General features: G+C 56.1%; 18 protein-coding genes. 7 read left to right on the top strand and 11 right to left on the bottom strand.

The genetic code is table 11. From position 1 onward, the window contains the following. Positions 1–9: 9 nt before the first annotated feature. Positions 10–1,221 carry an NAD(P)/FAD-dependent oxidoreductase gene (locus Q0N43_RS02525; RefSeq protein WP_295442026.1) on the bottom strand — a complete coding sequence of 404 codons (1,212 nt, stop codon included), beginning with the start codon at positions 1,219–1,221 and terminating at the stop codon, positions 10–12. A gap of 64 nt (positions 1,222–1,285) precedes the next feature. Here Q0N43_RS02525 and Q0N43_RS02520 point away from each other — a divergent pair, with 64 nt between their 5' ends. Further along, complete coding sequence (locus Q0N43_RS02520) at positions 1,286–1,576, top strand: DUF3297 family protein (protein WP_295442024.1); 291 nt, start codon at positions 1,286–1,288, stop codon at positions 1,574–1,576. A 261-nt stretch (positions 1,577–1,837) separates the two neighbouring features. On the opposite strand, the gene Q0N43_RS02515 is transcribed toward Q0N43_RS02520, so the two are convergent. Continuing rightward, entirely contained in the window at positions 1,838–2,977 is a 1,140-nt protein-coding gene (locus tag Q0N43_RS02515) for a serine hydrolase (RefSeq protein ID WP_295442022.1), read from the bottom strand. Positions 2,978–3,008: 31 nt separating this feature from the next. Here Q0N43_RS02515 and Q0N43_RS02510 point away from each other — a divergent pair, with 31 nt between their 5' ends. Further along, a complete protein-coding gene (locus tag Q0N43_RS02510; RefSeq protein WP_366845938.1) occupies positions 3,009–3,383 on the top strand; it encodes a hypothetical protein in 375 nt (124 codons plus the stop codon). 14 nt (positions 3,384–3,397) lie between these two features. Here Q0N43_RS02510 and Q0N43_RS02505 read toward each other — a convergent pair whose 3' ends face one another. Both Q0N43_RS02505 and mnmA read right to left on the bottom strand, forming a co-directional pair. Next, positions 3,398–3,925, bottom strand: coding sequence for a hypothetical protein (locus tag Q0N43_RS02505; protein ID WP_295442019.1), 528 nt, complete (start codon positions 3,923–3,925; stop codon positions 3,398–3,400). 32 nt (positions 3,926–3,957) lie between these two features. Beyond that, positions 3,958–5,082 carry a tRNA 2-thiouridine(34) synthase MnmA gene (gene mnmA / locus Q0N43_RS02500; RefSeq protein WP_295442016.1) on the bottom strand — a complete coding sequence of 375 codons (1,125 nt, stop codon included), beginning with the start codon at positions 5,080–5,082 and terminating at the stop codon, positions 3,958–3,960. A gap of 308 nt (positions 5,083–5,390) precedes the next feature. Between mnmA and Q0N43_RS02495 the strand changes: the two genes are divergently transcribed. The 3 genes from Q0N43_RS02495 to Q0N43_RS02485 all read left to right on the top strand — a co-directional run bounded on the left by Q0N43_RS02495 (position 5,391) and on the right by Q0N43_RS02485 (position 11,115). Next, positions 5,391–6,566, top strand: a complete 1,176-nt coding sequence (locus Q0N43_RS02495; RefSeq protein WP_295442014.1) for an efflux RND transporter periplasmic adaptor subunit — start codon at positions 5,391–5,393, stop codon at positions 6,564–6,566. Between the two features lie 27 nt (positions 6,567–6,593). Then, complete coding sequence (locus tag Q0N43_RS02490) at positions 6,594–9,737, top strand: efflux RND transporter permease subunit (RefSeq protein WP_295442011.1); 3,144 nt, start codon at positions 6,594–6,596, stop codon at positions 9,735–9,737. Between the two features lie 169 nt (positions 9,738–9,906). Continuing rightward, positions 9,907–11,115, top strand: a complete 1,209-nt coding sequence (locus tag Q0N43_RS02485) for a DUF445 domain-containing protein (RefSeq protein WP_295442349.1) — start codon at positions 9,907–9,909, stop codon at positions 11,113–11,115. Here Q0N43_RS02485 and Q0N43_RS02480 read toward each other — a convergent pair. The 5 genes from Q0N43_RS02480 to Q0N43_RS02460 form a co-directional block, all read right to left on the bottom strand. Beyond that, positions 11,112–11,792 (bottom strand): purine phosphorylase, encoded by a 681-nt coding sequence (locus tag Q0N43_RS02480; RefSeq protein WP_295442008.1) that lies wholly within the window; start codon positions 11,790–11,792, stop codon positions 11,112–11,114. The genes Q0N43_RS02485 and Q0N43_RS02480 overlap by 4 nt on opposite strands. Before the next feature lie 137 nt (positions 11,793–11,929). Continuing rightward, entirely contained in the window at positions 11,930–12,763 is an 834-nt protein-coding gene (locus Q0N43_RS02475) for an alpha/beta fold hydrolase (RefSeq protein WP_295442006.1), read from the bottom strand. Between the two features lie 29 nt (positions 12,764–12,792). Beyond that, a complete protein-coding gene (locus Q0N43_RS02470) occupies positions 12,793–13,056 on the bottom strand; it encodes a DUF2442 domain-containing protein (protein ID WP_295442003.1) in 264 nt (87 codons plus the stop codon). Then, entirely contained in the window at positions 13,040–13,273 is a 234-nt protein-coding gene (locus tag Q0N43_RS02465) for a DUF4160 domain-containing protein (RefSeq protein WP_295442000.1), read from the bottom strand. Before Q0N43_RS02465 ends, Q0N43_RS02470 begins: the two co-directional genes overlap by 17 nt. A 14-nt stretch (positions 13,274–13,287) precedes the next feature. After that, positions 13,288–15,045, bottom strand: coding sequence for an alpha/beta fold hydrolase (locus Q0N43_RS02460; protein ID WP_295441997.1), 1,758 nt, complete (start codon positions 15,043–15,045; stop codon positions 13,288–13,290). 291 nt (positions 15,046–15,336) lie between these two features. On the opposite strand from Q0N43_RS02460, the gene Q0N43_RS02455 reads away from it, so the two are divergent. Then, a complete protein-coding gene (locus Q0N43_RS02455; protein WP_295441994.1) occupies positions 15,337–16,455 on the top strand; it encodes a serine hydrolase in 1,119 nt (372 codons plus the stop codon). Positions 16,456–16,643: 188 nt separating this feature from the next. Beyond that, the gene (locus Q0N43_RS02450) at positions 16,644–17,381 is read left to right on the top strand and encodes a response regulator transcription factor (protein ID WP_295441990.1); all 738 of its coding nucleotides are present in this window, start codon (positions 16,644–16,646) and stop codon (positions 17,379–17,381) included. A 185-nt stretch (positions 17,382–17,566) separates the two neighbouring features. On the opposite strand, the gene Q0N43_RS02445 is transcribed toward Q0N43_RS02450, so the two are convergent. Further along, positions 17,567–19,432, bottom strand: a complete 1,866-nt coding sequence (locus Q0N43_RS02445) for an ABC-F family ATP-binding cassette domain-containing protein (protein WP_295441987.1) — start codon at positions 19,430–19,432, stop codon at positions 17,567–17,569. A 94-nt stretch (positions 19,433–19,526) separates the two neighbouring features. Next, positions 19,527–21,344 (bottom strand): translation elongation factor 4, encoded by a 1,818-nt coding sequence (gene lepA / locus Q0N43_RS02440; protein ID WP_295441984.1) that lies wholly within the window; start codon positions 21,342–21,344, stop codon positions 19,527–19,529. Positions 21,345–21,849: the final 505 nt, after the last annotated feature.

Raw genomic sequence — 21,849 nt, 5'->3', positions numbered from 1 at the left:
TCAACGGCCTTAGATGGCTTCCCCTGCCGCGACACCGCTGGCCCAAGCCCATTGGAAATTATATCCGCCAAGCCAACCGGTGACGTCCACCGCCTCGCCTATGCAGTATAGCCCTGGCATTTTCTTTGCCTCCATCGTCTTTTGCGACAGGCCATCGGTGCTTATCCCGCCCAATGTCACCTCTGCCTTGGCATAGCCCTCACTGCCATTGGGCACGAATGGCCAGTTGCCGAGTAGCGCGCCGGCACCCTCCAATTTCCGGTCGTTTTGGTCGGCAAGGTTGCCGAGTAGACCAATTTTGGCGGCGAGCGCTTCGGCCAAGCGCGCAGGCAACACTCGGTCCAACGTTGACCGCAAAGTCGCACGTGGCCGTGCGCGTTTTTCCGATAACAATAATTCTGTCGCATCCAATGATGGCAGGAAATCAATTTCGACTTGATCCCCCGGCCGCCAATAGCTGCTGACTTGAAGCACTGCCGGGCCGCTTAGCCCGCGATGGGTGAACAACGCAGCCTCGCGGAATGCAGCCTTTCCATGCTTGGCAACCACTTCAGACGATACGCCCGATAGTTCGCGGAACAGCACATCATCCCCGCCAAGCGTTAGCGGGACCAAAGCGGGTCGTGGCTCAACAATCTTCAAACCGAACTGTCGCGCAAGATCATAGGCAAAGGCGGTAGCCCCCATTTTCGGAATGCTTGGGCCGCCGGTCGCAATCACCAGCGCCGCGCCTTGCGCGTGCACTCCATTATAGGTGACATGATAATCGCTGCCGTCATGGGTCACTTCACCGACGGGTGCATCAAACACGAAATCGACCTGACCACCAAAGCTCACCGATTTGTCACATTCCGCCATCAGCATGGCGACAATCTGCCGCGCGGAACCGTCGCAGAATAATTGCCCAAGCGTCTTTTCGTGGAAAGCGATATTGTGCGCGCTCACCAGATCAATGAAATCCTGCGGGGTATATCGGCCTAAAGCTGACTTTGCGAAATGCGGGTTGGCCGACAGATAGCGTTCTTGCGCGTGCGTGGTGGTCGCATTCACATTGGTGAAATTACACCGTCCGCCGCCGGAAATGAGGATTTTCTTGCCGGGGCCCGTGGCGTGATCAATCACCAGCACGCGCTTTGCGCGTTGCCCGGCGGTCAAAGCGCACATCAGGCCTGCGCCACCGGCCCCAAGGATAATCGCGTCATAATTGTTTGAACTTGCCATTTCGACCCCCTGCACTGCCCGCGCCATATTGCCAAGTGCTATGCTTTGCGGCACAGCGCGCAACATGACTGAAGAAACAATATCCGCGGGCCCCAACACCCCGCCCGATCACCTGTCGATTAACCCGATGAGCGCGCATTTCGATGGCGACCTGCTGTCGCGTGGCATTGGCATTCGCTTTAAGGGTGAAGTCCGCACCACAGTTGAGGAATATTGCATTTCCGAAGGCTGGATCAAGGTTCAGGCTGGCAAAGCGCGTGATCGCAAAGGCAACCCATTGCTGATAAAGCTCAGCGGTCCGGTCGAAGCATGGTTTGAAGACCTTGGCGACGACGCGCCCGTGGCGAAGCTTTAGGGTCAGGACCGATTAAATCCACCTTCGCGGTTTGAAGCCATTTTGTTCAGTGCAAGGCGGTAAGCGCAGGACTTAGTGGTTCTAAGTCTAGCTTTGCCAACGCGGCAATGGACAAAATGGGTCAAATCCGAAGGACGCCAAAATGGCTTCGATCTCAAAGCAAAATGCCCTTGCAGGCAGAATGACTGCCTGCGGCGGCCATTTTACTTCTATATCTTTGCCATTTTGACGCCGCGAAGGTGGATTTAAGTGGTCCTGACCCTAAGGCTTCGGAAAAGCCGAAATCAGCTTGGCCAGTTGGTCGTTGACAGGATCAAGCTGATTATCTGGCGTATTACCTAACCGCACAATCGTTAGGCGATGCTGCGGTGACACCACTACAAACTGCCCCAAATGTCCCAATGCGGCGAAGACATCCGATGGTGCCTTGCCGGGAAACAGCACTGGATCGCGGCCTTCCTTACGTTTCCGGTTCAACCATATATGCGCGCCATAGCTTGCATCGGTTTTGCTTGGCGTCTTCATAAAACGCATCCAGCTTGTCGGCATCATTTGCGCAGAGCGCACCGAGCCATTGTTCCGCAAAAATTCGCCAAATTTTGCCCAATCACGCGCGGTGGCGTGGATAAAGCTTCCGCCGAGCATTGTGCCATTGCGGTCAAATTCAGGTAAGGCGCTTGTCATGCCCAGCGGCTCAAACAAACGGCCGCGCGCATATTCCAACATCGCATCCCGGCGCACAACGGGGTCTTTGCTATCCGTCAACGACCGCGTCATGATGTCGACGAGTATGTGGCTGGTGGCCGTGCTATATTCGTGCTTCTCGCCCGGAACGGCCTCCAAGGGCCGCGTTTCTGCATAGCGTGCAACATCTTCGCGGCCATCAAGAAACAGCATGCGCGGCGTGTCTGCGTCAAAAATCGCCACACTGCCTTCCGCCATTTCGGTGTGGTCCAGACCCGACGACATATGCAGCAAATGGCGCAATGTTATCGCCGCACGACCATCGCGGGGCGTTTGCCATTCGGGCACGATTGCAGGTTCATCCAAGGCCAGCCGACCGTCCGCCACCATCATGCCAACCAAGACGGCAGTCACGCTTTTGGCCATGGACCAGCTGATGAGCCTGGAGTCCGGTCCATATCCCGGCGCGTAGCGTTCGGCGATAACACGCCCCCCATGCATGACGACCAACGCGCGGGTTTCACCAACCACGGGATCTTCAAAAAAGGGCGCTATAGCAGCGGCAAGCTTTGCTTTGCTGATCACCGCATCATCGGCAACCATGCTAACACCCGGACCAGCAGGCTTGGCAGGTGGCTCCGCAGCGCATCCAGATAGGTTGAGTGCAGAGATGGCGCAAAAAGCGGTTGCGGCGAGGAGGATTTTGTTTCTAGGCATAGAACGCATGGATTTACCAAATGGAGAGCTTATGGCAACCGCAACTTCGACCCAAAGACCAAAAGCATCGCAACCTCGGTTCAAGAGGTTGAAGATTGTCGTTGCGGTCATCGTCCTAATTGCGGCCCTGTGGTTGATGTGGAACTGGAACAGCATCAAGGGACAGGCGCGGGTTGGCGCCGCTTATGGCGCGCATGTCACCTGCTCATGCCGCTATATGGAAGGTCGCGATATGGCGTCGTGTGAAACCGACAAGGAAAAAGGCATGGAGATGGTGCGTTTGAGCGACGATCCGGAAAATAAACGCGTTTATGCGTCGGTGCCGTTTCTGGCCGAAGCTGTGGCGGAACGGCGCGGTGCTTTTGGATGTGTTCAATTGAACGCGGCGGAAATCGAGGCGCTTTAAGCTAGGTCCTGACCCTAACGTTTTGCCGGCACAAGAATGAACGCCGAAATTAACAACTCGGTCGCGCCCCCGGCAAAGGCGACAAATGCCGGCGTGATGCCGGCCCAGAAAGCGACGGCGGCGATGGCAATTAGGGCTAGGCCGAGCATAACATAAAGGCGCATGCCGTAGACCGTCTGAAACACCAGATAACGCGCCCCCACCACCGCCAAGGCAATGGCAAAGAACCAATCACCATATGTCCCGCTAACCAGATATGCGATGACAAGGCCAATGATGAGGAACGCCGTCGATTGCAGCGCGAGCATCTCCATTGGGTTCGGCGCGCGCGCCCTCCCCCGACGATATACCCCCCGCGCAAGAAACAACGACAATGGATGGATCAGCATACCGCCAAAAAACAAAGTGGCCATGCCAGAAAACAGGTCGACATAGAAAGTGACCGTCCCTGCGATTACCCACAATAGTCCGGATACGAAAATACCAACCCCACCGTTGACATAGGCCCGGCGCATATCGCGTTGTGCTTCCCTCAAATGCATCCCGAACCCCCCATTCAGTAAAGCGCACATTTTTAAGCGGCAGAGGCCATCTCCACCGCTAATGTCTCTTCGATCCAGCCGCCGCCAAGCACGCGGTCACCGTCATATAATACAGCCGCTTGTCCGGGCGCAACGCCATATTCGGGCGCGTCAAAACGAAGCCATTCGCCATCCAAACGCGCAGGCACAGGGCGCGACATAGACCGCACCTTTGCCATTACGGAACGGTTGCCGATATCGGAGAGCCAGTTGGCATCGATGATACGCGCAGCTTGGACAGCAAGCGCCGCACGCGGCCCAACAATCACACGCTGCGTCGTGGCATCAAGGCGGATGACGTATAAAGGCACTGGCTGCCCGCCAACCTCAAGCCCTTTGCGCTGGCCAACGGTGTAATGGATCAGGCCTTTGTGCTGACCAAGGATGCGGCCATCCAGATGGACAATGTCCCCGCCGACTTCGGCATCAGGCCGAATTTCACGGACAACGCTGGCATAATCACCATCGGGTACAAAACAGATGTCCTGACTATCGGGCTTCATCGCCACGATTAACCCCATTTCCCGCGCAATGGCCCGAACGTGCGGTTTAGGCATGTCGCCCAAGGGAAAGCGGAGATAATCCAATTGGTCTTGCGTGGTCGCAAACAGAAAATAGCTTTGGTCGCGTGCCGGGTCAGCGGCGCGGTGCAGTTCAGCTCCATTTGGCCCTTCAACACGGCGGACATAATGGCCGGTACTAAGGCAATCTGCACCCAATTCCCGCGCGAGGCGGAAAAGATCTGTGAATTTCACGCCCATATTGCATCGCACGCACGGAATGGGCGTCCGGCCCGCCATATACTCATCGGCGAAATGGTCGATAACCGATTCGCGAAAGCGGCTTTCATGATCAAAAACATAATGCGCGATGCCAAGCTTATCGGCGACGGCGCGTGCGTCGCGTATGTCCTGTCCGGCGCAGCATGCCCCTGCCCGCTTTACGGCGCTTCCATGATCATAAAGTTGTAACGTGACGCCAATGGTTTCCGCGCCCGTGCGCGCCGCCAGCGCCGCAACAACGGAGGAATCAACGCCGCCCGACATAGCAACGACGATCCGCTTCCCTTTCAGGTCAGGGCCAAGTTGAAAATCAGAATGATAAATGTCATCGGTCATGCGTTTGCATCCCTATAAGCTTCGTCCATGAATTGCCAGTTTTCTGGATAGTCCCACGTCCAGTCATATTGTCGCGCCGGATTGAACAGCGTTGGAGTAACATTTACCGGCGCGCTTATACGTTGTTTGTCGAAACATATGCGGCGTCAGTCTGGTTTGTTGCGCATAGGCATCTGCGATATTCTATAAACCTTTGATCCTTTGGCGTGCTGCGGCTTGCGGACAGTGACTTATTAGGGTAATACAGCCATAATACGAACAACATGGGGGCGTAAGCACTCCCTGAATAAATTATTTGGAACTCCGGTATGAATTACGAAACGACGATGAACGCGACGCTAAATGGCGAGATTTTGCAGGACAACCGCGATCGGAACCAGCGTCGGACCAGCATTGCAGCCATCATCATGGCGATTCTGATTATAGCGGGGGCCGCGTATTATTTCTTTGGTAGCCGCACCACTGCACCCACCGATGCCGATAAGGCTGGCCAAGCGCAGACCGTGACCGTCGTCGCCCCGGGCCGCGATAGCGTGATGCGCGCGATTAACGCGACTGGCACATTGGCCGCACGCCGCGAAATTCCCGTCGGCGTCGTTGGCGAAGGCGGACGCGTGCTTAAGGTCTATGTCGATGCGGGCGATTGGGTGACACAGGGCGAAGTCTTAGTGAGCCTTGACCGTTCGGTACAAACGCAGCAGGCCGCCGCGCTTGAGGCACAGATCGGTGTCGCCCGCGCTGACCAGCAACTTGCCCAAAACGAACTTGATCGCGCGATGCAGTTGGTTGAGCGTGGTTTTGTTTCCAAGGCAGATGTAGATCGCAAGACCGCCAACCGCGACTCCGCGCGCGCGCGGGTGAATGTTGCCAACGCGCAACTGGCCGAAACCCGCGCCCGCAATGCGCGGCTTGACGTCCGTGCGCCTGTTTCGGGCTATGTGCTGGAACGCAATGTGGAGACCGGACAGACGGTGTCCGCGGGCAGCGGCATATTATTCCGCATAGCCAAAGATGGCCAGTTGGAGCTTCAGGCAAAGCTGAGCGAAGCTGATCTGGCGCAGATCGCGGTCGGCATTCCTGCATCCGTGACCCCTGTTGGCGTTGATCGCGTGTTTAACGGCAATATCTGGCAGATTTCGCCGATGATTGACGCGCAAAGCCGTCAGGGCATGGCCCGCATTGCCTTGCCATTTGATAAGGCGTTGCGCCCCGGTGGATTTGCTTCTGTTGAAATCAAATCCGGCGCGATGACGGCACCTGTATTGCCCGAATCTGCCGTTCAAACGGGCAGCCAAGGCAGCTTTGTGTATATTGTCGGCAAGAATAACAAGGTGCAGCAGCGCTTGGTTAAGCTTGGCCCAGTGACCGCAAAAGGCTTGGTTATTGAACAAGGCTTGGACGGCAGCGAACGCGTCGTTCTATATGCGGGCGGCTTCCTCAACCCAGACGAAACGATCAATCCCAAACTGTTGAAAAAGCAGTAAGTCCTTGGGCCATTCGGGATTTATATCATGAATTTTAATAACATTTCTGCATGGTCCATCCGCAATCCGGTGGTGCCGATCGTCTTGTTTGTCGCACTCACCATTGCAGGAATCGTGTCGTTCATGAACATGGACGTGCAGAATGACCCCGATATAGAATTCCCGGTTGTTGTTGTCTCGATTTCGCAACCCGGCGCTGCGCCAACCGAAATCACCACACAGATAACGCAAAAGGTCGAATCCGCGATCCGCAGTGTGCAGGGTGTCCGCAACATTGATGCCAGCTCAAGCGAAGGCAACACGACAGTCAGCGCCGAATTTGAAATTGGCGACGATATTAACGCCGCCGTCAGCGAAGTGAAAAACGCCGTCGACCAAATCCGCAGCGACCTGCCCGACGGCATATTGGAGCCGCAGATTTTCAAAGTCGCGACGTCCAGCGACCCAATCGCCTATTTCGCAGTTGAAGCCAGCGACATGACGCTGGAGCAACTCAGTTGGTTTGTTGACGATAGCGTTGCGCGCCGTTTGCTCGCTGTCGAAGGCATGGCCTCGGTCAGCCGCAATGGCGGCGTAAACCGGGAAATCCGCGTCGTCCTTGACCCTGCAAAAATGCAGTCGCTGGGCGTAAGCGCCAGTCAGATTAACTCTGTGCTGCGCCAACAAAATGTCAACGCATCGGGCGGCCAGTCGCAAATTGCCGGATCGCGCCAGTCGGTTCGCGTGCTCGGCAACGCCACCGATGCCTTTGCGCTTAGCCAGACGCAGATCAGCCTTGGCGGTGGCCGTTCCATCAAACTGTCCGATGTCGCCGAAGTTACAGACGGCTTCAGCGAGCAGAAAGCCATGGCCTTTGCTGGCGGCAAACAAGTCGTCACCTTCGGCATGTCGCGCGCCAAGGGCGCATCCGACGTCACGGTGTTTGACGATGCGATGGTCAAAATCGCCGAAATCGAAAAAGAAAATCCCGGCGTAAAATTCATCACCTTGTTCAACAGTGTGGATTATACCAAGGCCCAATATAAAAGCTCGATGGCGGCGATGATCGAAGGCGCGTTGCTTGCCATCGTCGTCGTTTTCCTGTTCCTGCGCGATTGGCGGGCAACGATTATTTCGGCGATTGCCATTCCCCTGTCGGCCATTCCAACTTTCTGGTTTTTGGACCTGATGGGTTTCACGCTGAACACCATGTCGCTGTTGGCGCTTGGCCTTGTGGCCGGGGTGCTGGTCGATGACGCCATTGTGGAAATTGAAAATATCGTCCGGCATATGCGGATGGGCAAATCGGCCTATCAGGCATCAATTGATGCTGCCGACGAAATCGGTCTGGCCGTAGTGGCAACGACATTTTCGATTGTCGCGGTTTTCTTGCCGGTTGGCCTTATGCCCGGCGTCGCCGGGCAATATTTCCAGAATTTCGGCCTGACGGTGGTCGCTTCCGTTCTCATGAGCCTTGCCGTGGCGCGTATGATCACGCCAATGATCGCGGCCTATTTCCTGAAAGCCGACGGCATGGCCGAACATGGCGAGGCCAGCTGGATCAACCGATATATGAAAATCCTGCGCTGGTCGCTTGGTCACCGCCGTTGGATGATGGGCATTGGTGCGCTGGCGCTTGCGCTGACAGTTGCATTGCTTGTCGTCCTGCCAAAGCAGTTCTTCCCCGATGGAGATACCGATTTCAGCCGTATTCGCATCGAAATGGTTCCCGGAACGACGCTGGAGCGCACGCGCGAGATCAGCAGCGAGGCCGCTGCAATCGTCGAGCAGCAGCCTGAAGTAAAAACGGTATTACAAAGCGTGCGCGAAGGCGGGGCCAATATTTTCATCACCTTGCATGAGGACCGGGCCCGGACCAGCCAGAAATTTGAAGAAGACCTGACACCTTTGCTCACCAAAATCGCAGACGCCCGCGTAACGTTTCAGGTTAACGGCCCGGGCGGCGACGGTGGTGGTTCCGGCCGTGACGTGTCGGTTATGTTGTCAGGATCAGACCCCAAAATGCTTGACCGAACAGCCGCAACGCTTGTCGAGCAGATGAAGACGCTGCCCGAATTGCGCGCGCCGCGGATCTCCGCGGATTTGCAGCGACCCGAATTGATCATCAAGCCGCGTAATGACCTTGCGTCGCAGCTTGGCGTATCGACCGTGGCACTCAGCCAGACAATCCGCGTGGCGACGCTGGGTGACATTGACCAGAACAGCGCAAAATTCTCGCTATCGGATCGTCAAATCCCGATCCGCGTGATGCTCGCCAAGGAATCGCGTGAGGATTTGGATGTCATCCGCAACCTGCCCGTCCCCTTGGCGAACGGTGGATCTGTGCCACTGTCCCGCGTGGCGGATATTAGCTTTGGCGCGGGTCCAACCTCGGTTCAACGTCGAAACCAGAATTTCCGTGTCTTCATTGGCGCGGATTTTGCGCCTGGTATTGTGTCGTCCGAGGCGGACATAAAAATCAACAAGCTGCCCATCATGGAAAATCTGCCGACTGGCGTGTCCCGCGCACCTTTCGGGTCCCAAGAATGGGAACAAGAAATGCAGGGTGATTTCTTGGTAGCCTTGGTTTCCGGAACCTTGCTGGTGTTTGCGGTGCTGGTGCTTTTGTACCATCGCTTCATGTCACCCTTGGTCAACATGGGTTCTTTGTTGCTTGCGCCCTTGGGCGGCTTGCTGGGGCTTGCCTTGGTTGGCCAGCCAATATCGATGCCCGTATTCATTGGCGTGTTGATGCTTTTTGGCATTGTGGCGAAAAACTCCATATTGTTGATCGATTTTGCGATTGAGGAAATGGCGCGGGGCGTGCCTAAGTTTCAGGCGATTATGGAGGCCGGGCATAAACGCGCGCAGCCAATCGTTATGACCACCGTTGCCATGACCGCCGGTATGGTCCCCACCGCGCTTGCCTTGGGCGGTGACGGCCAATGGCGCTCACCCATGGGCACGGTCGTGATCGGCGGCCTCATTGTCTCGACCTTACTGACCTTGTTGATCGTCCCTGCTGGTTTCAGCCTCGCCGACGGTTTTGAAAAGCGCGTTGGACCTTGGCTGCGCACGCGCTTGCTGACCTATGATCCCGATAAGCATAAAGAAATTATTACAGAACCCGTCAAACCGACTAACAACGCCCCCGGCAAAGGCGACTTGGGCGGTCTTCAGCCAGCCGAGTGAAATGGTGGCAGCGCCGCCACACAGGAACGTCATCCTGAACTTGTTTAGGGATGAGGATGGGTGGCGTTTTTTTGCATACGCCGTTAAGGTCTGAGGTGTGAAAGCTGTCAACCAACTCGGTCTGTCGGAAAAAGCGCGCTATACAGAGCGTGATGCCGAACTGCGCCAGATGCGGATCATCGCAACGGCCTTGTTGCTGTGCATGGCCGCTTTGTTCGTATTTGGCAAATATATGGAAACCCTTTACGACGGCTATTGGGGCTTTTTAAGGGCCTTTGCCGAGGCTGGGATGATTGGTGGCCTCGCCGACTGGTTTGCCGTCACAGCGCTCTTCAGGCACCCATTGGGCATACCCATTCCGCACACCGCGATCATTCCCAATAACAAGGAGCGGCTTGGCCGCACCTTGGCCAGTTTCCTGCGCACCAATTTTCTGACAACTAAGGTCGTTGCCCGCCGCGTACAGCGCATGGATGTCGCAGGCGCAATAGGCAAGTTCCTAAGCGCGCCATCGGGCGGCGAAGGCCGGATGCGCATGGGGGCATCGCGCCTGATAGGGGATATCATCGCCGCGCTTGACGATGAACGATTGGGCGGCATCGCCAAGGGCGCAATTCGCAAGGAACTCGACAAGCTCGACATCGCGCCTTTGCTTGGTCAGTTGCTGACCGCGATGATCCGCGAACGGCGGCATATCCCTGTGCTCGACAGCATCATTAAATGGGCATCGGCCACGCTGGAGGCCAATGAACATCTGATCCGCGAAATGGTGGAGGAACGCGCCAACACGATCATGCGCTGGACTGGCCTTGATGACAGATTGGCCAATGCCATCGTCAATGGCCTTAATAAGTTGCTGCATGAAATGGCCCAAGACCCCGACCATCCTTTGCGGGAAAAGGGCGAAGAGGGGCTGGCCAAGCTGGCCCATGACCTGCGCCATGACACAGAATTGCAAGCCAAGGTCGCGCATTGGAAGGGGCAGTTGTTGGAAAATCCAGCGATGGGCAAATGGATCAACAGCCTCTGGGACCAAGGCCGCGATAGCCTGTTAAAGGCCGCGCGTAACCCCGATGCCGCATTGGCCGGCAGCTTTGGCGAAGCGCTCATCAAGCTTGGCGGCAATTTACAAGAAGACGCGCGGCTGAAACACCAAATCAATCGCTTCGCCCGCCGTGCGATTGTCGGCACGACCGAAAATTACGGCGATAACATCGTCCGTTTGGTGTCCGACACCGTCGCCCGCTGGGACGCATCCACCATCACTGACCGCGTCGAAAATGCCGTTGGCAGCGACTTGCAATTCATCCGCATCAACGGCACCTTAGTTGGCGGCTTGGCGGGCATCCTTATCCATTCCGTCGGACTTTGGATTTAACCGCGCGGCAATTGCGCTATCATCCGTTCGGCGGCATCGGCGGCCAAGCGGGCGGCGCGTTTCAAATTGGCCTGGAAATCGCCAGCGCTGTCGCCATTGGCATCATCGCTGGTCGCCATAATCGCGGCCCATGGCACATCCATGCGCGCGGCGGCCTGCGCGACGGCGGCGGTTTCCATGTCAACGATATCGCCGCTGAGCGCCTTATGCAGCCTGCTGCCATGTTCAGCGCTTTCGACGAAACAATCGCTGGTGATGATCCGCACCTCAGGCAGGCCAGTGTCGGGCATGATGGCGGCGCGGAAGGGTTCGGCATGCGCCTCCCCTATGGGCCAGGCCCCTGCCCGATAATGGACAAAGCTGCCGGCGCGCGAGGCACCATAATCGCCCTGCACGGCCTCAATAATTTGGAAGCAATTTCCCTCCCTGCCATTCAGCTTTCCAGCCGTGCCAACAACCAGCAGCAAGTCGGCATGATAATGTTCGACCAACATCATTGCCGCCATCGCAGCATTCACTTTGCCAATGCCGCTGCAGGTAATCACCATATTGCGCGCCGCAAAGGGCACTTGCCGCACCATGAAGCCATGCAGCGCCTCGCTATCGGCGCTCTGGCCGGGAAATAACGCTGCGGCCTCGGCATCTACGCCAGTGATGATCCCAACAGTTTTGAACATGCGCGCGCAGCCTCTTTATGCCCACAGAAACGCGTGTCTAACCCGTGAATGGCGTAACTATGATGACACTAAGTTACAGTTCAAAAAAATATTAACAGTTCGCAAAAAACCGTGACGTATCTGCAACAGCCAGCGGGTTAGGCCGCTTTACGTGCCGCATTCGCATCGCGATCAAGAAACCCCCGGATTGCCGCGATGCTTTGCGCGACATGGCTCAACAGGAACAAATGCCCGCCATTTTCAACCACGAACAATTCGCTGTTCGGGATCAGGAATTTCAGAAACTTGCCATTGGCCAGCGGCACAATCTGGTCGTCATCACCCATCATGATGAGCGTTTCAGTTTTCATAAACGGCAGGAACGGCGCACTCGTCCATCCCATCATCGCCATCAATTGATAGAAATATCCGGTTTTCGACGGCGGCTTTAGCCGGCCAATATGCTCCGACTTATTGCCCACCATACCGCCGTAAAGCGTCTTGAAATGCTTCGCCATGAAGTCAGGGTCGATATAACGGCGCGGGTCCGCCATTTTGACGAGCGCCGCCGGATTGCCCGGCACCATCAACATGCCAGCGCTGGTCGCGACGAGAATGAGCTTGTTGGTGCGCGCATTATTCTGCAGCGCAAATTGCTGCGCCATCGCCCCGCCCCAGCTGACGCCCATGACGTCCACAATGGGTATTTCAAACCGGTCAAGCAACAGCGACGCAATCCGCGCCATCAGGATCGCATTATAGGGCACAACAGGGTCCGGCGAACCGCCAATGCCAGGCATATCAAAGGTGATAAAGTCGCGGTCATCAAGCAGCTCGGCCATCGGTGCCATAGCCTCAATATTCGCGCCAATGCCGTTGAAGAACAATATCGGAAGCTTGTGCGTCGGCGCACTCGCCCGCCAAACCGCCACCCGCAATGTCCGCCCGTCAACGGTCTCCATACTGAAGGTGGGCGCGCGGTTTTTGGTCATCTGTGTTCCTAATAAGTCTAAAAATGCGTTCAGGCAGAAACCTTGGCAGCTGGCGCGCCGCGCAACAAGCCTTCAGTGCTCAAATCCTCGTCCAAATCTGGCCAGTGGATGCCAAAGCCACCGGCACATTTCTCCCAATGGTCGCGCTGTGCGATTGTCGCATTTGCCAAACGCGGATACCAAGCGAGTGGCGCAGAAATGGTCCGGCCATCCATGAGGTCGACAATTAGGCTATGCGCGTCAAAGCGAACGTCGAGCACCCGCTCGTCAGTGACTTTAGCTGAAATGTTCATGCCACTTCTCCGTGAACGCAGTCTGATGATCTTTCACCATCCCAATGATGCCAGAAATTTCGTGGGCACGAAAGCCCCGGCTTTTGGAGACCTCCAAACTGCCAAGCCAAATCTTTATGGTTGCCTCTCCCTTGTCGATGTGAACGTGCGGCGGCTCGTTTGGTTCATGGCTGAAAAAATAAAATCGGTAACCATTTTTGCGATGGATAGTGGGCATTAACCCTTCCCCCCTCACTCCAAAACATACAGCCCGGGCGCGGCTTCCATGGCTGGATGGGCCTTGCTCCCCTGCGTCTTCGGCGCGGCAATTTCGGCACCCGACCGCGCGTGGAGCCATTCCATCCAGTGTGGCCACCAGCTTCCGGCGACTTCTTCGCTGCCTTTCATCCATTCGGTGACATCAGCGGGCGCTTTGCCTTCGCCATGCTTCCAATATTTCGCCTTGGGGTTGCCCGGCGGGTTTAGGATCGCTTGCATATGGCCTGCTTGGCTGAGGATGAATTCGACATTTTTGCCGCCGAACAATTGCGTGGAGCGATAGCATGCGCGCCATGGCGTGATATGGTCGGTGGTACCGCCCAGAACGAACAGGTCGCCCGTCACCTTGGTCAGGTCAAGCGTGTGTCCCGCAATGTCGAACGTGCCCGGCGCGGCATACGCATTTGCCTCAAACAACTCCAAGAAATCGCCCATCAATGCCGATGACAGGTTGGTCGCATCGGCATTCCAGAACAGGATATCAAACGCCGGGGGGTCATCGCCCATCAAATAGTTGTTGATCACATAGTTCCAGATCAGGTCATTGGGCCGCAACCATGCAAAGCCGCGCGCAAGGCTGCTGCCTTCAATCACGCCTTTCTTCGCCGCGCGTTGGCGGGCCAATGCGATGCCATTGTGCGACACAAGGCTCGACGCCTCGGTATCGCCGGGCTTGGGCTCCAACACGCACACCATCATGGTGATCGCATTGGCGCGGGTGTCGCCCATGGACGCGAGTTTGGACAGCAACACCGACATCGTCTGCCCGCCTGAACAGCCGCCCGAAATGTTGACCTTGTCGCTGCCGGTAATCTCACACACCACATCCAACGCCTTGACGCAGCTTTCGGTATATTCGGCCATGCCCCACACGCCCATGTCATCAGTAGGGTTGCGCCAGGAAATCATGAATGGCTGAATCCCGTGGTCGGTTTGCCATTTGATGATCGATTTTTCAGGGGACAGATCATTGATATACATTTTGTTGATCTGCGGCGGGATGGTGAGTTGCGGCGTTGCGAACACCTTGTCCGTGGTTGGCGCATATTGGACGAGTTCAAAGCGTTCGTCGCGATAGACCACGGTGCCCTTTGCCGTTGCGATATTCTCGCCAAGCTTGAACGGCTTTTTGTTAACCTGGCTCACCATCATATCGTTGTGAACCATGTCATTATAGGCGTTTTTCAGACCCTTTACGAGGCTGAGGCCGCCCGAATCCACCAGCCGCTTTTGCGCGGTCGGGTTCCCAATCAGGGTGTTGGTCGGTGACATGGCATCAATGATGATTTGCGAAATGAAATTTGCGCGGTCGCGTTCGAGCGCATCAAGCTCCAAATCCTCAATATAGCTTTTAACGCCCTTTTGCACCGCGAGATAATATTGCGCGCCTGCCTTAAAAAACGGATTAAACGTCCATGCCGGGTCCATGAAGCGCTTGTCCTTGGGGTCGGGCGCAAGGTCTGATTTTCCGGTGATAATCTTGACAACATCTTCGGAAAAGCGGCTCGTTGCCTTCCATGCCTTATCAGGGTTCGTCGCGGTCTGGCGCAGCATCAGGCCAATCGCGCCAATAAAATCTTCTCGTGCCAATCCGGTAAGCGGACCAAGCGCCATGGTGGCATCATTGGCGGCGTCAAAAGCGCCCGCGACACTCGAAAATGGCGCGCCTTTCTTTTGCGATTTCTTTTTGTCAGCCTTCGCGCTGCTGCCTGTCTCCGCTTTACCCGCCATAGTCCCCTCCTCTTTTCCCATCCGAAAGATTGCACGGCATGGGACCTACGTCAAATACTGCGCGCAATGTTAACAATTGCAAATAAACATATCAAAACTTTAGACAAGTTACTGCAACGCGTAACATGCAACGACGGCTGGCAAAGTACTGCGCAGTTTTGGCGGGCAAAACAGCGGTGTCGCAGTATAAATCGGATGATGGAGGTCCGCAAATGGCATCCTCTTGCCGGAATTTGGTTTCTGCATCTACAGCGCAAACTATGCAGCCCTTGGACACATAAAAGTCGGATCATGCGCAGCTTTTTCAACATATTCGCCGTAACCCTCACTCTTACTTCGGCCCTCAGCTTCACGGCAATTGCGGCCACGGCGTCTGCGGATATCGCTAAAAAGACACTACCGACCGATCTGATTGCGACAGCCGACGAAAAGCTAAAGACGGAAATTGATACCTATTGGAAAACATTCCCCGGTCGCGCAGGCGTCGCCATCTACACACCCTTTTCCGACGAGATTATTGGCAAGCGCCCGACCGAGCGCTTTCCGCAACAAAGCGTCTCCAAAATGTGGGTCGCGCTGACGATTTTGGAACAAGAGGCTGCGGGTAAATTGTCACTGGATAAACGCATTCGCGTCAGCCGCGACGACGTCGTTGTCTTCAGCCAGCCACTGAAAAATTATCTCGACGGGCGGGACTCGTTCGACATGTCGTTACGCGAACTGCTAACGCATTCGGTCAATGCCAGCGACAATCTCGCCAACAACGTTCTTTTGCGCATTGCCGGAGGCCCGCAAGCGATCAACCAAATGCTTGACCGCCGCAAAGTGCAATCCATTCGCTTTGGTCCTGGCGAAGTCCTGCTGCAAAGCGCGATTGCCGGTTTGGAATGGCAACCAGAATATCGCAAAGGCAATGCATTCAAAGCACAGCGTTCACGCATCCCGATGGGCAAAAGGAAGGCTGCGCTGGACGCCTATCTGGAAACGCCACTCGACGGCGCGGCCCCCGGCACAATCGCGCTGGTGCTGAAACGTTTTAGCGAACGTGATGCCAATGACCCGGGGGCCAAATTGCTGAAGTTAATGGCTGGCACCTATACGGGGCGGTCCCGTTTGCGGTCCGGCCTCGCGCCGGGCTGGCGCCTCGCGCACAAAACCGGGACCGGGCAAGTGCTGGAGTCGATAGCTACGGCAATCAACGATGTTGGGGTGATGACAGCACCAGATGGCTGCGTGTATCCTGTGGCGGTGATGATTGCGCAAACGCCTGCCGGCAGCGAAGTAACAAATGCTTTTATGCAAAATGTCGCCCGCGCCATCACCCGCCACCACGACTATATTCACCCAAAGGCGAAAGCAGCAGAGGCGATGCCCAAGCCAAAACAAGTCGCCAAGGCGCAGAGAAACTGAAGATTATGGACATCAAACGCCCGCTCCTGTAATTCTCTTGTAATTCGCACCACAGAAGGTAACGCCAAACCTGTCACGTTTGTTGCAACAACAGATTTCAGTTTACATTAGTTCACATAAAAAATGTTACAAATGTAAAATAACGGGGTAAAAAGTCCTCATTGGACCGGTCCAGTAAGGGACAAATTGTGAGCAACTATAATATCGCCGTGGTCGAGGACGACCCCATATTTGCAGCCGAACTCGAAGAATTTTTGAGTGGATTGGGTTATGCCGTAAAGAGCTATAGCTCCGCGCAGACATTCTTGAAAGCGGTGCGCGAAAAAGAATGTGATCTCTTGATCATCGACTGGTCATTTCCCGACCTGAACGGCATCGAAGTGATAGAATACATCCGGAAATTCCATCCTGATATCCCAGTGGTCATGCTAACCGCGCGCAATGATCGCCGCGACATCATCCGCGGGCTTGAGGCGGGTGCGGACGATTTCGTGTCAAAGCCGGTTGACCCAGAAGTATTTTCCCTGCGGATTAAGTCTCTTTTGCGCCGCTATAATGGCGATGTGCGAACGCGGCCGGAATCGTTATTGCTCGGTCCATATCTTCTTCGCCCATCGATATCGACGGTGTATTTCAACGACGAAGCCATCATCTTGCCAAAGCGGGAATTCGATATGGCGATGCTGTTTTTCAGCAACCCCAACCGATTATTGTCGCGCCAATATCTCGCGGCAACATTATGGGGCAAGGTCGTCGACTATCAATCGCGGACCATTGACACGCATGTCGCACGGCTACGCAAGAACCTGAAACTTGACCCGACATTAGGCATTAGCCTAAGTGCCCTATACGGCTTTGGCTATACTTTGCAGGCCGATGCGCACGCTATGAACTCTGCAAAAGTGCCGCTTGCTATGTCAACATAATTTCGGTCGTTTTGAAAAATTAGTTTTTCTAAATCAAAATCTTATACCAAAGGTACCCGAACGACGGTCTTCGCTCGAAGAAGCAGATGACGTCGCATCATCGGCTGCGTCGAACATATCATCCCGGCTTTGCCAGCGCAAAAGCTGCTCCAGCTCGTGGCGGCGGGGGCTTAGACGGAGCAGTCTCAGCCTCTCTCCAACGCCTCGCTCGCCACAACCCATCTCGCTTCTGCCGCCGCTTGCGCCGCGACAATCTTGCCCCGGCGTTGCGACAGTTCGCCCATCGTTAGGTTCTTATATTCATTTGATGCTGATGCTGGGTCGAACATTGCCCGGTCAATCGCGCTCAACACAACCTCAAGCTTTGCAAGGTCCGCCTCCGCATCGCTCACATCGCGTTTCAGCTTCACATGCGCCTCACGCGATGCAGCCGCCGCTTTCTTGTCTTCCTTGCGGTCGGCCTTGGACATTTTCTCCTTGGCTGGCCCCTTGCCCAGGATGAAGTCGGTATAATCCTCAATCGTGCCGGAAAACTCGGTCGCGGTCCCACCATCGACAAGCACCAGACGGTCCGCCGTCAGCTCCAGCATATGGCGGTCATGGCTGACCAGCACGACAGTGCCCTCATATTCATTCAGCGCCTGCACTAACGCCTCCCGCGCATCGACGTCCAAATGGTTCGTTGGTTCATCGAGGATCAGCATATGCGGCGCATCGCGCGTAATCAGCGCCAGCGCCAACCGCGCGCGTTCACCGCCCGACAGCTTGCCAACCTTCGTCGTCGCCTTTTGCCCGGAAAAGCCAAAGCGCCCCAATTGGGCGCGCACCGCGCCTGGGTTTGCGCCCTTCATCTGCTGAGTCATATGCTCCAGCGGGGTATCGTTGCCGTCGAGTTCCTCCACCTGATATTGCGTGAAATAACCGACGCGCATCTTGCCTGACGCGCTCATCTGCCCTTCCATTGGCGTCAATTGCGCCGCGAGTAGCCGCGCCAGCGTCGTCTTGCCATTGCCGTTGCGCCCCAGCAACGCGATCCGGTCATCAGGGTCAATCCGCAGGTTCAACCGCTGCAATATCGGTTTGCCCTCGGTATAGCCGACACTCGCGAGGTCCAGTGTCACCAAGGGCGGTTTCAATTCATCGGGGCTTGGGAAGTCAAAGCTTAACGTCGGGTCTTCGGCCATTGCGGCAATCGGCTGCATCCGCGCCAGCGCCTTGGCTCTGGACTGCGCCTGCTTGGCGGTTGACGCCCGCGCCGAGTTACGCGCGACATAATCCTGCAACTTGGCGCGTTGCGCGTCTTGGCTTGCCTTGGCCGCCGCCAATTGCGCAGCGCGTTCGGCGCGTTGCCGCTCAAACGAGTCATAGCCGCCCGAATATAATGTCACCTGACCATTATCCAAATGCAGGATATGGTCGACGACATTGTTCAACAAATCGCGTTCATGGCTGATCACCACCATCATCGCCGGATAGCCCTTAAGGAAATTTTCCAGCCACAAGGTCGCTTCCAAATCCAAATGGTTGGAAGGCTCATCGAGCAACAGCAAATCCGGCTGCGAAAATAATAAGGACGCCAGCGCCACCCGCATTTTCCACCCACCGGAGAAGCTATCGAGCGGCTGCCCCTGCATGTCTTCATCAAAGCCAAGGCCAACCAAAATCCGCGAAGCCCGCGCGGGCGCGGTATAAGCGTCAATCGCGATCAGCCGTTCATGCACTTCGGCCATGCGGTCAGGGTCAAGTCCCTCTTGCTCGCTTTCGAGCATTAACGCCGCGCGTTCGGTATCCGCCGCCAGCACCGTGTCAAACGGCGAGGATTCGCCCGCAGGCGCCTCTTGCGCGATATAACCGATGCGCGTGCCCTTGGGCATATCCAGCGACCCGTCATCGGCCTCCAGCGAGCCAATCATCACCTTCATCAATGTCGATTTACCCGCGCCATTGCGCCCGATCAGGCCGACCCGCCCATAAGGGGGCAAAGCCGCCGTGGCGCGGTCAAGGATAGTGCGTCCGCCAAGGCGCACGGTGATACCGTTCAGATTAAGCATGGAGGGCCGCGTAGCAGAGTGGGAGCGCGCTGTCAGTCAGAGAATTGGCAAATCGCAGCGCCTAACCGCATTGTGGTGATGGAAGCGGGAAAGCTTACTCCTCCCCCATCCTCAGCGCAGCGATGAACGCTTCCTGCGGAATGCTCACATTTCCGTACTCACGCATCCGTGCCTTGCCCTTTTTCTGCTTTTCCAGCAGCTTTTTCTTGCGGCTGATGTCGCCGCCATAGCATTTCGCGGTCACGTCCTTGCGCATCGCGGCGATGGTTTCGCGGGCGATGACTTTGCCGCCGATGGCCGCTTGCACGGGGATTTTGAACAAATGGCGCGGGATCAGGTCTTTTAGGCGCTCGCACATGCCGCGGCCGCGAGATTCTGCGGTACCACGGTGGACGATCATGCTCAACGCGTCGACCGGGTCGCCATTGACCATGATGCTCATCTTCACAAGATCGCCTTCGCGGTGGCCGATCTGGTGATAATCGAACGAGGCATAGCCACGGCTGATGCTCTTCAGCCGGTCGTAAAAGTCGAACACCACTTCGTTCAACGGCAATTCGTAAACGATCTGCGCGCGGCCACCGACATAGGTCAGTTGCTTTTGAATGCCGCGCCGGTCTTGGCATAGTTTCAAGATGGAACCGAGATATTCATCGGGGCAGTAAATCGTCGCCTGTATCCATGGCTCCTGAATTTCATCAATGCGGTTGACGTCGGGCATGTCGGCTGGGTTGTGCAGCTCCATATCCCGCGCATCTTCGGTTTTGCTGCGGCTCAGCTTCAATTTGTAGACCACGGACGGCGCGGTGGTGATGAGGTCTAGGTCAAATTCGCGGGTCAGGCGCTCCTGTATGATCTCCAAGTGGAGCAACCCAAGGAATCCACAACGGAAACCAAAGCCCAAGGCGGCGCTGCTTTCGGTTTCGAAGCTGAACGATGCGTCGTTGAGGCGCAGCTTGCTGATGCTTTCGCGCAGCTTTTCAAAGTCGGCGGCGTCGGTCGGGAATAGGCCACAGAATACGACGGGCTGCACTTCCTTAAACCCGGGGAGCGGTTCAGCGGCGGGGCGCTTTGCATCGGTAATGGTGTCGCCGACGCGGGTTTGTGCGACTTCCTTAATCTGCGCGGTGATTATGCCGACTTCGCCCGCGGCGATTTCGGGCAATATCTCCAGCTTTGGCCGCATGCAGCCGACGCGGTCGACCAAATGCTTTGTACCCGCGGCCATGAACTGAATTTCTTGGCCCTTTTTGATAACGCCATCAATGACGCGGATCAGGATGACGACGCCCAAATAGGGGTCGTACCATGAATCGACGAGCATGGCTTTGAGCGGCGCGTTGCGATCCCCCTTTGGCGGGGGAATGCGGGTGACGACGGCCTCGAGCACTTCGTCAATGCCGATTCCCGATTTCGCACTGGTCAGGACGGCGTCGTCGGCAGGCAGACCGATTATGTCCTCAATCTCGGCCTTGACCTTGTCCACTTCTGCGGCGGGCAGATCGATCTTGTTAATGACGGGCACGATTTCATGGTCATGCTCAATCGATTGATAGACGTTGGCGAGCGTTTGCGCCTCCACCCCTTGCGCGGCGTCGACAACCAGAAGCGCGCCTTCGCATGCGGCGAGGCTGCGGCTGACTTCATAAGCGAAGTCGACATGGCCCGGCGTGTCCATCAGGTTAAGTTGATAGGTGATGCCGTCTTTCGCGGTGTAATCTAGGCGGACGGTTTGCGCCTTGATTGTGATGCCGCGCTCTTTCTCAATGTCCATATTATCAAGGACTTGGTTCGTCATTTCGCGCGCAGTCAGCCCGCCGGTTTGTTGGATCAACCGGTCGGCCAAAGTCGACTTCCCATGGTCAATATGTGCGATAATGGAGAAATTACGGATAAGCGAAAGTTCAGTCATAAAGCGCCCCTAGCAGGGCCGCCCCGCGCCATCAAGCATGGCGGAAAGGCGGTAGGGGACATTGTGAGTTGGGGTGGTTTTTGGGGAAGTGACCATTATGGCTGGACAGGAGCGACCACGAAAGCCGCTAGCCCGTCGCGCCATATAGATTTACGTGAAACATTTCCCAGCGGATTTACAGGATAGACCGCGAGGGACAGTCCTTGACCCCAGCCCCCGCGCGGCCTATAGGCGCCTCAACATCCAACCCATCGGGAATGGCCTTGTCGTCGCGCAACTTGGCTAACGTATTGATGGATATGGGTTTTCACATACGCGAAACGGCTGCACGGCAGGACCCGATTCTTCGGTCCATTGCTATGCGGCCTTTTCTTGTCTGTGGAATGGCACGTCGCGACTGACATTTCTAACTGAGGCAAAGCACCTTATGGCATCCCGTCCCGCTCCTGCGACCCTGTCGCGTCAAAAGCGTATCCGCAAAATCTTCGGTAACATCCATGAAGTT

Origin of the sequence: Sphingorhabdus sp. EL138 (assembly GCF_945882965.1) — a bacterium.
Classification (GTDB): Bacteria; Pseudomonadota; Alphaproteobacteria; order Sphingomonadales; family Sphingomonadaceae; genus Sphingorhabdus_B.
The sequence above is the reverse complement of the archived record's forward strand: the minus strand, read 5'-3'. Positions and strand labels throughout refer to the sequence as shown.